Raw genomic sequence first — 10407 nt, 5'->3', positions numbered from 1 at the left:
GAGGGCCAGGCGCAGGAGCTGAAGGGCGAGGCGCAGAAGACGGTCGGCGACGTCAAGGACGGCGCCAAGTCCCTGGCCGAGACCGTCACCGGACGGCGCTGAGCGCGCCCCCACGGCGCCGGCCGCGCCGGCGCTGCCCCGGCCGCGCCGCGACCCTGGCGGCGGCACCGGGCGGACCGGTGCCGCCCTGCGTGGCGGCGGCTCACCCACCCGCGCCAGAGTGATCCTTGCGAGTGATCCTTGCGAGCGTGCCTCGCGATTGTGCCTTGCGATCACGGTGATTGAGGCGATTGTCTTCGCCGTCACGCAGCCTGCAGGGAGCACACGATGACAGATCTCGCCGGGAAAACGGTCCTGATCACGGCGGCCGCGCAGGGAATTGGGCGTGCCAGCGCGCTCGCCTTCGCGCGGGCCGGTGCCCGGGTTCACGCCACCGACGTCAACGCGGCGGCGCTGGGCGACCTGCGCGCCGACAACCTCCAAACCGCGATCCTCGACGTTCTGGATGCCGGCGCCGTCACCACGTGCGTGAACCGGATCGGTCCGGTGGACGTGCTGTTCAACTGCGCCGGCGTGGTCCATGGCGGGACCATCCTGGAGATGCCCGATGCCGACCTCGACGTCGCCATCGACCTCAACGTCAAGGCGATGATCCGCACGATCCGCGCGGTGCTGCCCGGCATGATCGAGCGGCGGGACGGCGCCATCATCAACATGGCCTCGGTCGCCTCCTCGGTGAAGGGCGTGCCGAACCGCTTCGCGTACGGGCTCACCAAGGCGGCCGTGATCGGGCTCACCAAGGCGGTGGCGGCCGATTACGTCGCCCACAACATCCGCTGCAACGCGATCTGCCCTGGAACCGTGGAGAGCCCGTCGCTGCAGGAGCGCATCCGCGCGCAGGGCGACTACGAGCAGACCCGCGCGGCCTTCATCGCGCGGCAGCCGATCGGGCGGCTCGGAACGCCGGAAGAGATCGCCGACCTCGCCGTCTACCTGGCGGGGGCGACCTACACCACCGGTCAGGCCGTCACCATCGACGGCGGCTGGACCATCTGAACCCGACGGTACGGCGCCGCCGTCGTCGCCCTGCAGGGTCTCAGAACCGGGCGACGAGGCCGACGCCGCCGATCATCAGGGCGCCGCCGAGGAGGCGCCACAGGCCGGCCGGGTGGACCTTGAAGCCGACGAGGCCGAAATGGTCGAGCAGGATCGAGGTGACCACGCCGGCCGTGACGATCAGGCCGAGGAAGGTGGCGGCCCCGATCTCCTTCGAGAGGTAGAGCTGCGCCGCCGCGAGAACCGCGCTCATCAGGCCGCCGAGCCAGGCCCACCAGGGGACCTGCGCGAGGCGGTCCATCCCCGGCAGCCCGTACCGTCCCGTTACGAGCATGATCACCACGAACGCGCCGATGCTGACGGCGAGGCTCACCACGCCCGCCAGCAGGGGCCGCGCGAGGGATTTGGCGAGGGCCGCATTCTGGCCCGGTTCGACCGCGCTGGCGAGCCCCGCCAGCAAGGCGATGCCGTAGAGGAAGAGCATGATCGCATCCTGTCGGGTGGGGGTTGGGATCGGCGGCCGGACCCGTCAGAAGCCCGCCACCAGGGCGACGCCCGCGATCATCAGGATGCCGCCGAGGACGCGCCAGCGGCTCGCGCTGTGGCGTGCGAAGCCGACGAGACCGTAATGATCGAGGGCGATCGAGCCGATCACGCCCGCCGTGATGACGCAGCCCAGGAACGGCGCCGCCCCGACCTGCTCGGAGACGTAGAGCTGTGCCAGGACGACCGCCGCGCCGAGGATGCCGCCGGGCCACGCCCACCGCGGGACGGGAGTCGCCTCGCCGGTGGACGGCCGGTCGCGCCACCGGACCACCGCCATGACGCCCAGGAAGCAGAGGATCGCCACCGCGAAGCAGAACACCCCCGCCAGCATCGGCTGGCCGGTGACCTTGGCCAGGGTCGCGTTCTGGCCGGGTTCGATGGCGTTGGCGACGCCGGCCAGCAGGGCGAAGCCGTAGAGGTACCACTTGGACACGGTGAGGGATCCCGGCGCGTGACGTGACGGGCGCGCAGGCTGAACCCGGCGCGGGCGGTCTGCGGGGAACCCGCCGGGTCGGCCGGTGACTGCATCACATCGGCGGCATGACCCAGGGACAGATCGACTCAGGCCCTCCGGCCGGACACGTCGTCGGGTCGCGGGAAAGGTTTCGGCCTCCGGGCGGTTTGCGTACGGCAACCCGAGTGAGCGATGGACGCGCGAAGCCCGACGACCAAGCCGACGGGCCAGGACCGTCCGGCCGAACTGACACTGCGCGGCATCGTGCTCGGGGCGGGCATCACCGTCATCTTCATGGCCGCCAACCTCTACATGGGGCTGAAGACCGGGATGACGTTCTCGTCGTCGATCCCGGCCGCGATGATCTCGATGGGCGCGTTCCGGCTGATGGGCGGCGCCGGCCTCCTCGAGAACAACATCGTGCAGACGCAGGCCTCGGCGGCGGGAACGCTCTGCAATGTCATTCTCGCCCTGCCCGGCCTCGTCCTGATCGGGCACTGGCAGGGCTTCCCCTTCTGGCAGACCACGGCCGTCTGCATGCTGGGCGGCCTGCTCGGCGTCGCCTTCTCGATCCCCCTCCGTCGGGCCCTCGTCTCCGGCAGCGATCTTCCCTATCCGGAGGGTGTGGCCGCCGCCGAGGTGCTCAAGACCGGCCAGGAAGAGGAGGGGAGCCACGGCCTGCGCGACCTGCTCGCCGCCGCAGCGGCGGCGGGGACGATCGGCCTCGCCACCAGCGGGCTGCGGATCCTGGGCGACGGCCTGAACGGTGCGATCAGCCTCGGCGGCGCCGTGTTCCGCACCGGGACGGGCTTCTCGCTGGCGCTGGTCGGCGTCGGCTACCTCGTCGGCATCGGCGCCTGCCTCGCGCTGCTGACCGGGGTCCTGATCGCCTGGGGGATCGCCGTGCCGGTGCTGACGGCCCTGTCGCCCGATTCCGCCAAGTCCGCCGGTGAGGCTGCGGAGGCGATCTGGTCCGGGCAGGTGCGCCTCATGGGGGCCGGCATCATCGCGGTGGGCGGTCTCTGGACGGTGGGATCGCTGGCGCGCCCGATCCTGAAAAGCATCCGCTCGGCGTTGTCCGGAAGCGGCGGCCTCGGCAAGGATCATCCCCGCGAGGAGCGCGACCTGCCGATCACCTGGGTCGCCGCCGCGACGCTGGCCCTGTGCGCGCCGCTGGCGATCCTGTTCGGGTATTTTGCCAAGCCAGCCGATCTCGGCGGCCTGACGGTGGTGCTGGCCATCGCCGCGACCCTGTTCACGATCCTGTTCGGCTTCCTGATGGCGGCCGCCTGCGGCTACCTCGCGGGCCTGCTCGGGTCGTCGTCGAGCCCGATCTCGGGAATCGGGATCCTGACCACGATGGCGACCGCGCTGCTCCTGCCCTTCATCCTCGGGCATTCCGCCGGACCGGAAGGCGACCGGTTCGTCACCGGCATGGCGCTGCTGCTGACCGCCGTGGTCATCACGACCTCCTCCATCGCGAACGACAACCTGCAGGACCTGAAGACCGGCCAGGTCCTCGGCGCCACGCCCTGGCACCAGCAGGTCGCGCTCATCATCGGCGTCGGGGTGGGCGCCGTGGTGATCGCCCCGCTCCTGTCGCTGCTCTACGAGGCCTACGGCTTCGTCGGCGCGCCCGCACGCGACGGGCAGGATGCGGGAAGCGCCATGGCGGCGCCCCAGGCGGCCCTGATGACCCAGATCGCCAACGGCATCACGCACAGCGAACTGCCGTGGAACATGGTGCTGATCGGTGCGGGACTCGGCGTGATCCTGGTGGCCGCGGAAACATGGCTGAAGCGGCGCAACCTCACCTTCCCGGCGCTGACGGTCGGCATCGGCATGTACCTGCCGCTGTCGGTGGAGGTGACGATCGCCATCGGCGGCATCCTCGCCTGGGTCGCCGAGCGCCGGCTGCGCGCCCGGGTCGGTGGCAAGGGTGACGCGCGGGCCGCCGACAAGGCTCTGGGGGCGGCGCGGCGCCGCGGCGTGCTGCTGGCCTCGGGCTTCCTCGTCGGTGAGAGTTGCGTCGGCGTGTTGCTCGCCGGGACCGATCTCCTGGCCGGCCACAGCGCGGCGCTGGCCATCGTGGGCAAGGATTTCGCCCCCTACGCCACGGGGCTCGGCCTCGCGGTCTTCCTGGCGGGCCTCGCGGTCTATCACCGGATGGTCTCTGTCCCGGGCGAGGCACCGCGAAGGGGTTAGGGATCCATCGGGGTCCCGGGCGGGTTTCCGCCTCGGGGCCCCAGCACAGTCCGAAAGGCAGTCGAGGAGCGGTCCGAGCGCGGTGGGGTAATTCCGCCCCGCCCTGCTGATCGGTCCCGCGCCGCCCTGGATTGCCGCGCGATCCCGGGAATGAAACCCTCGACCTCCGTCATCCTGATCGTCCGGAGCCGGATTTGCGCATGGAAGCGGCCGAAGCCCGAGAGCGCGTCTTTCCCTTGAGCGCCGGCATCCTGTTCCGACTCGGGCTGGGCGGCTTCTTCGACGGGATCGTGCTCCATCAGGTGCTGCAATGGCACCACATGCTGAGCAGCTGGTACCCGATCGACACGATCGCGAACCTCGAGCTGAACACCCGCTGGGACGGCATCTTCCACAGCGCGACCTACGTCTTCGTCGTGCTGGGACTGTTCCTCCTCTGGCGAACCGCACACCGCGCACATCTCTACTGGTCCAACAAGCTGCTGATCGGGTCGCTGCTGATCGGCTGGGGCCTGTTCAACCTCGTCGAGGGCGTGATCGACCACGAGATTCTCGGCGTGCACCACGTCAACGAGTCGTTGCCGCGGACGCAGTGGATCTACTGGGACATCGGCTTCCTGCTCTGGGGCGGCGCCATGCTGGCGGCGGGGCTGGGCCTCGTGCAGGTCGGCCGGGCGGAGGAGGCGGCGATGGCGCGGGCCTCGGTTTGAGGGCCGGCCCGGATCGCCGGTCCGTCCTGCCCTGGCTCATCCTCACGGCCGGCCTGACCCTCGCAACCCTCCCGGCGTGGCGACCGCTCCTCTTCGGCTCGGCCCTGACCCTCGAAGACCTTCTCAGCCTGCGTTGCCTGTCGCGCTGAACCGCGCCGCCCTGTCGAAGGGGTTGGCCCCTGCGCGGCGGCCGATCTCGGAGCCGGCTCGGGAAGCGGCGCGCACGTCCAGGATTCGGCGGCCAGGTCCGGATCGAGGTCCGAGGTCGGCGCGTCGCGCAGCAGCAGGCGCGGGGAGGGGGCGCACGGGCACTGGTCGGACGCGCCAGGAGGCGCGATGATCGGGTCCGCACCGTTCGGCGCAGGTCCGTCGCGTGCTCAGACTCGGGCACGTCACGGCCGCGGTTGCGAATCGTCCGCGGAGATGCACGATCGCGGCAGAAGGACTGCCCATGACCTCACCCGCCCAAGCCTATCGCGGCGTCTTCCCAGTCGCCCCCACGGTGTTCGATGCCTCCGGCGCCCTCGACCTCGACGGGCAGCGCCGGGCGATCGACTTCATGATCGACGCGGGCAGCCAGGGCCTGTGCATCCTCGCCAATTTCTCGGAGCAGTTCGTCCTCACCGACGACGAGCGCGAGACCGTGATGCACGCGGTGCTCGACCACGTGGCGGGCCGGGTGCCGGTGATCGTCACGACGACGCACTTCGCCACGCAGGTCTGCGCCGAGCGCTCGCGCCGGGCGCAAGCGGCCGGAGCGGCCATGGTGATGGTGATGCCGCCCTATCACGGCGCCACGATCCGCGTGCCGGATCTCGGTATCTACGACTTCTTCCGCGGCGTCTCCGACGCGATCGCGATCCCGATCATGATCCAGGACGCGCCCGTGGCGGGAACGCCGCTCTCGGCGGCCTTCCTCGCCCGCATGGCCCGCGAGATCGAGCACGTCGCCTACTTCAAGATCGAGACCGCGGGCGCGGCGGGCAAGCTCCGCGAGCTGATCGCGCTGGGCGGCGACGCCGTGGTGGGTCCGTGGGACGGCGAGGAGGCGATCACCCTGATGGCCGACCTCGATGCCGGCGCCACGGGGGCGATGACCGGCGGCGCCTACCCGGACGGGATCCGGCAGATCACCGATGCCTACGCGGCGGGCCGGCGGGACGCCGCGATGGACGCCTACGCGCGCTGGCTGCCGCTGATCAACTACGAGAACCGGCAATGCGGGCTGCTCGCCTGCAAGGCCCTGATGCGGGAGGGCGGCGTGATCGCCCACGAGACCGCGCGGCTGCCGATCCAGCCGCTGCACCCGGCGACCCGCTCGGGCCTGATCGAGCTGGCCCGCCGGAACGACGCGCTGGTGCTGCGCTGGGGACGGTGAGGCGGTTTCAGCCCGCGCGGCGCAGGACGGCCGAGAGGCGCTCCACCGCCTCCCGCGCCAGCGCCGGGCTGATGGCGAAGCAGATCCGCACCAGACCCTCGCCCTCCGGTCCGAACGCGGTGCCGGGCGCCACCCCGACCTTCGCCTCCCGCAGCAGCCGAAGCGCCAGGTCGAGGCTGGGCTCGTCGCCGCCCATCCGGGCCATGAGGTAGAACGCCCCGTCCGGCGGCGCGGCGGTGACGCCCGGCAGGCCCGACAGCCCGTCCACCAGGATCGTGCGGGCCTCGGCGCAGCGGTCCACCATGGTGCGGATGAAGCCGTCGCCCTCCGCGAGGGCCGCGATGCAGGCGTGCTGGACGAAGGTCGAGATCGAGGTGGTGCTGTACTGCCCGAGCTTCGCGAACGTGGGTGCGAGGCCGCGGGGATAGATCACCCAGCCGGCGCGCCAGCCGGTCATGGCCCAGTTCTTCGAGAAGGTGTTGGTCACGATCAGCCGGTCGTCCTCGGTGCAGATCTGCAGGAAGGACGGGGCGATCCGATTGCCGTAGGTGAAGTGCGCGTAGACCTCGTCCGACAGGATCCAGAGGCCGCGGTCGCGGGCGAGGTCGCGCAGGGCCGTCATCTCCGCGAGCGGCATCGTCCAGCCGGTCGGATTGGAGGGCGAGTTCACCATGATCACGCGGGTGCGCGCTGTGATCGCCGCCGCGATGTCGGCGAGCGGCAGGGCGAAGCGCCCGTCCGGCAGCCTGCGATAGGGGACCGCGACGGGCACGCCGCCGGCGATGCGCACCGCCTCGCGCAGGTTCGGCCAGGCGGGGGAGGGGATGATGATCTCGTCGCCCGGTTCCAGCAGAACCTGCGCGGCCTGCATGATGGCGTTCATCCCCCCCGCCGTCACGGCGAACCGGTCGGGCGGGATGTCCACGCCCCAGTGCCGCGCATGATAGGCGCCGAGCGCCTCCCGCAGGGCCGGAAGACCGAGCGAGGTCGTGTAGCGCGTATGCCCGTCCAGCATGGCGCGGTGCGCCGCCTCGACGATGAAGGGCGGGGTCGGCAGGTCACCCTCGCCGATCCACAGCTTCACGACCTCCGGGTCGTCGCGCCCGCGGTCCGCCACGAGGCCGATCTGGCTCGTGCCGACACCCCGGATCCGGGCCGACAGGGCGGCCGCGAGGTCGACGGCGGCGGGGCTTGAGGTTTGGGCCATGGGATGCGGGCGGTTCTCGTGGTGTGCTGGCACGGCCGATGGGCGCGCCTCGCGGCGCTGTTGCCCGGAGGGGCACCGTGCCTGCCGGGTCTCGGCTCGTTGGAATGGCCCCGACCCTGCCGCGTTCGGCTCCGCGCGTCCAGGCCCGAGGATCCTCGCGGGTGCGACGCTCGCCGCCGATGGACCAGAATTATCGACTTTTCAGAAATTTCTGAAATTGCTATAACGCGAGTCGCAACCGCTGGGCCGGAGGTCCGTCGTGCTCGCCAATCTCGATCCGCTGATCCTCGCCCGCGTGCAATTCGGGTTCACGGTGGCGTTCCACATCGTGTTCCCGGCCTTCTCGATCGGGCTGGCGAGCTTCCTCGCCGTCCTGGAGGGCCTGTGGCTCGCCACGGGGCGCCAGGTCTTCATGGACCTGTTCAAGTACTGGATTAAGATCTTCGCGATCGCCTTCGCCATGGGCGTCGTGTCGGGGCTGGTGATGTCCTACCAGTTCGGCACGAACTGGTCGGTCTTCTCCGACAAGACCGGCCCGGTGCTGGGCCCGATGATGGCCTACGAGGTGCTCTCGGCCTTCTTCCTGGAGGCGGGCTTCCTCGGGGTGATGCTGTTCGGGATGCGCAAGGTCGGGCCGCGGCTGCATTTCGCGGCGACGCTGATGGTGGCGTTCGGGACCTTCTTCTCGGCGTTCTGGATCCTGGCGGTGAATTCCTGGATGCAGACGCCGGCGGGCTACGGCACGAACGCCGAGGGCCAGTTCGTGCCGCTGGACTGGTGGGCGATCGTGTTCAACCCGTCCTTCCCGTTCCGCCTCGTCCACATGGTGCTGGCCGCCTACCTCACGACGGCCCTGGTGGTGGGTGCGGTCGGCGCGTGGCACCTGCTGCGCGACCGGGCCAACCCGGCCGCCCGGACGATGTTCTCGATGGCGATGTGGATGGCCGCCCTGGTTGCGCCCGTCCAGATCCTCGCCGGCGACGCGCACGGCCTCAACACCCTGGAGCACCAGCCCGCCAAGGTCATGGCCATGGAGGGCCACTTCCAGAGCCACCCGGACGGCGCGCCGCTGGTGCTGTTCGGCCTGCCCGATCAGGAGGCCGGCACCGTGCGCTACGCGGTCGAGATCCCGAAGCTGTCCTCGCTGGTGCTGCAGCACGCCCTGGACGCCCCGCTGAAGGGACTCGACAGCCTGCCGCGGTCGGAATGGCCGCCGGTGCCGATCGTGTTCTGGTCGTTCCGCATCATGGTCGGCCTCGGGATGCTGATGCTGCTCCTGGGCGGCGTGAGCCTCGTGGCCCGCTGGCGCGGGGCGCTCTACGCGTGGCGCCCGCTGCACCGCTTCGCGGTGGCGATGGGCCCGGCCGGCTTCGTGGCGGTGCTGGCCGGCTGGATCACCACCGAGGTCGGGCGCCAGCCCTACACGGTCTACGGCCTGCTGCGCACGGCGCAGTCCGCCTCGCCGCTCCAGGCGCCGGCGGTGGCGGCCTCGCTCACCGCCTTCGTGGTGATCTACTTCGCGGTCTTCGCCATGGGCACCGGCTACATCCTGCGCCTGATGGGCAAGCCCCCGCAGGCCGGCGAGAGCGGGATCGAGCCCGGCGCGCCGATCCGGACGGCGGGCATCACGCCCGCCCCGGCGATCGATCCCGACCGCCACCTCCAGCCGGCCGAGTGAGGAAGCCATGGCCTACAGTTTCGACCTCACGGTGGTGTGGGCGCTCGTCATCGCCTTCGCGGTCTTCGCCTACATCGTCATGGACGGCTTCGATCTCGGCATCGGACTCCTGTTCCCCGTCCTGAGGCCCGGCGCGGAGCGCGACACCGCCATGAACTCGGTCGCCCCGGTCTGGGACGGCAACGAGACCTGGCTGGTGCTGGGCGGCGGCGGCCTGTTCGCGGTCTTCCCCCTGGCCTACGCGGTGATCCTGCCGGCGCTCTACGCGCCCATCATCGCGATGCTGCTCGGGCTGATCTTCCGCGGCGTCGCCTTCGAGTTCCGCTGGCGCGATCCCCGCCACCGCGCCGCCTGGGACTTGGCCTTCGCGGGCGGCTCGCTGGTGGCGGCCCTAGCCCAGGGGATCACGCTGGGCGCGCTCCTGCAGGGCATCGCGGTCAACGGGCGCGCCTATGCCGGCGGCTGGTGGGACTGGCTCACGCCCTTCAGCCTCCTCGTCGGCGCGAGCCTGGTCGTCGGCTACGCGCTCCTCGGCGCGACTTGGCTGGTGATGCGCACCGAGGGCCTGCTCCAGATGCAGGCCCGGCGCTACGCCCTGCGCCTCACCGTGGCGACGGTCGCGGCCATCGCCCTCGTCAGCGCGGTGACGCCCTTCCTCCAGGGCCGCTACTACGAGCGCTGGCTGGCGATGCCGAACGTGCTGATCACCGCGCAGGTGCCGCTGCTGGTGGCGCTCGCGGCCTACGCCCTGTGGCGCACCCTGCGGGGCGGTGCCGAGCGGGCGCCCTTCCTGATCGCGCTGGGCCTGTTCGCCCTGACCTTCCTGGGACTGGGCATCAGCATCTTCCCCGACGTGGTGCCGGGCCGGATCACGATCTGGCAGGCGGCCGCCCCCGAGGCGAGCCAAGTGTTCCTGCTGGTAGGCGCCTCGGTCCTGATCCCGATCATCCTGATCTACACCGCGTATTCCTACTGGGTGTTTCGCGGGAAGGTCGACGCGCACGGGTACCACTGATGACGGACGCCACGGCTCTCCCCCTCTGGAAGCGTCTCGCGTGGTTCGCGGCGATCTGGGCGTCCAGCATCGTCGGCCTCGGATGCGTCGCGACGCTCCTCCGGTTCTGGCTCAAGAGCTGATAAGCCGGCACCGAACCCGGACCCCCGCGTCGGACC

Annotated in this window: 10 protein-coding genes and 1 pseudogene; 8 read left to right on the top strand and 3 right to left on the bottom strand. The window is 70.9% G+C overall.

From position 1 onward, the window contains the following. Positions 1–102: pseudogene (locus tag MFF58_RS13000) on the top strand (CsbD family protein); the annotation flags it as partial. A gap of 225 nt (positions 103–327) precedes the next feature. Continuing rightward, complete coding sequence (locus MFF58_RS12995) at positions 328–1056, top strand: SDR family oxidoreductase (protein ID WP_238287913.1); 729 nt, start codon at positions 328–330, stop codon at positions 1054–1056. A 40-nt stretch (positions 1057–1096) separates the two neighbouring features. On the opposite strand, the gene MFF58_RS12990 is transcribed toward MFF58_RS12995, so the two are convergent. Together MFF58_RS12990 and MFF58_RS12985 are read right to left on the bottom strand one after the other, a co-directional pair. Further along, on the bottom strand, positions 1097–1540 hold the full coding sequence (locus MFF58_RS12990; protein ID WP_238287911.1) for a DMT family transporter: 444 nt from the start codon (positions 1538–1540) through the stop codon (positions 1097–1099). Between the two features lie 45 nt (positions 1541–1585). Then, the gene (locus MFF58_RS12985; RefSeq protein WP_238287910.1) at positions 1586–2035 is read right to left on the bottom strand and encodes a DMT family transporter; all 450 of its coding nucleotides are present in this window, start codon (positions 2033–2035) and stop codon (positions 1586–1588) included. Between the two features lie 213 nt (positions 2036–2248). Between MFF58_RS12985 and MFF58_RS12980 the strand changes: the two genes are divergently transcribed. The 3 genes from MFF58_RS12980 to MFF58_RS12970 all read left to right on the top strand — a co-directional run bounded on the left by MFF58_RS12980 (position 2249) and on the right by MFF58_RS12970 (position 6349). Continuing rightward, a complete protein-coding gene (locus tag MFF58_RS12980) occupies positions 2249–4261 on the top strand; it encodes an OPT family oligopeptide transporter (RefSeq protein ID WP_238287908.1) in 2013 nt (670 codons plus the stop codon). A 200-nt stretch (positions 4262–4461) separates the two neighbouring features. Next, complete coding sequence (locus tag MFF58_RS12975; protein ID WP_238287906.1) at positions 4462–4971, top strand: DUF2243 domain-containing protein; 510 nt, start codon at positions 4462–4464, stop codon at positions 4969–4971. Between the two features lie 451 nt (positions 4972–5422). Continuing rightward, on the top strand, positions 5423–6349 hold the full coding sequence (locus tag MFF58_RS12970; protein ID WP_238287905.1) for a dihydrodipicolinate synthase family protein: 927 nt from the start codon (positions 5423–5425) through the stop codon (positions 6347–6349). A 7-nt stretch (positions 6350–6356) separates the two neighbouring features. Here MFF58_RS12970 and MFF58_RS12965 read toward each other — a convergent pair whose 3' ends face one another. Then, positions 6357–7556 carry a pyridoxal phosphate-dependent aminotransferase gene (locus MFF58_RS12965; RefSeq protein ID WP_238287904.1) on the bottom strand — a complete coding sequence of 400 codons (1200 nt, stop codon included), beginning with the start codon at positions 7554–7556 and terminating at the stop codon, positions 6357–6359. A 259-nt stretch (positions 7557–7815) separates the two neighbouring features. Between MFF58_RS12965 and MFF58_RS12960 the strand changes: the two genes are divergently transcribed. The 3 genes from MFF58_RS12960 to MFF58_RS12950 are packed head-to-tail and all read left to right on the top strand — an operon-like array spanning position 7816 to position 10371. Next, a complete protein-coding gene (locus MFF58_RS12960; protein ID WP_238287903.1) occupies positions 7816–9234 on the top strand; it encodes a cytochrome ubiquinol oxidase subunit I in 1419 nt (472 codons plus the stop codon). Between the two features lie 7 nt (positions 9235–9241). Continuing rightward, positions 9242–10249, top strand: coding sequence for a cytochrome d ubiquinol oxidase subunit II (gene cydB, locus MFF58_RS12955; protein WP_238287902.1), 1008 nt, complete (start codon positions 9242–9244; stop codon positions 10247–10249). Then, positions 10249–10371, top strand: coding sequence for a DUF2474 family protein (locus tag MFF58_RS12950; RefSeq protein WP_238287901.1), 123 nt, complete (start codon positions 10249–10251; stop codon positions 10369–10371). The genes cydB and MFF58_RS12950 overlap by 1 nt, the downstream gene beginning before the upstream one ends. The last annotated feature ends 36 nt before the right edge of the window (positions 10372–10407 follow it).

Origin of the sequence: Methylobacterium longum, assembly GCF_022179385.1 — a bacterium.
Lineage (GTDB): Bacteria > Pseudomonadota > Alphaproteobacteria > Rhizobiales > Beijerinckiaceae > Methylobacterium > Methylobacterium longum.
Note: the sequence above shows the minus strand (reverse complement) of the source record. Positions and strands in the feature narration are given on the sequence as shown.

What these genes read in the sequence shown, in the direction of transcription:
- MFF58_RS12995 (WP_238287913.1), top strand. Translation starts at nt 328, where the DNA reads ATGACAGATCTCGCCGGGAAAACGGTCCTGATCACGGCGGCCGCGCAG.
- MFF58_RS12990 (WP_238287911.1), bottom strand. Translation starts at nt 1,540, where the DNA reads ATGCTCTTCCTCTACGGCATCGCCTTGCTGGCGGGGCTCGCCAGCGCG.
- MFF58_RS12980 (WP_238287908.1), top strand. Translation starts at nt 2,249, where the DNA reads ATGGACGCGCGAAGCCCGACGACCAAGCCGACGGGCCAGGACCGTCCG.
- MFF58_RS12975 (WP_238287906.1), top strand. Translation starts at nt 4,462, where the DNA reads ATGGAAGCGGCCGAAGCCCGAGAGCGCGTCTTTCCCTTGAGCGCCGGC.
- MFF58_RS12970 (WP_238287905.1), top strand. Translation starts at nt 5,423, where the DNA reads ATGACCTCACCCGCCCAAGCCTATCGCGGCGTCTTCCCAGTCGCCCCC.
- MFF58_RS12965 (WP_238287904.1), bottom strand. Translation starts at nt 7,556, where the DNA reads ATGGCCCAAACCTCAAGCCCCGCCGCCGTCGACCTCGCGGCCGCCCTG.
- cydB (WP_238287902.1), top strand. Translation starts at nt 9,242, where the DNA reads ATGGCCTACAGTTTCGACCTCACGGTGGTGTGGGCGCTCGTCATCGCC.
- MFF58_RS12950 (WP_238287901.1), top strand. Translation starts at nt 10,249, where the DNA reads ATGACGGACGCCACGGCTCTCCCCCTCTGGAAGCGTCTCGCGTGGTTC.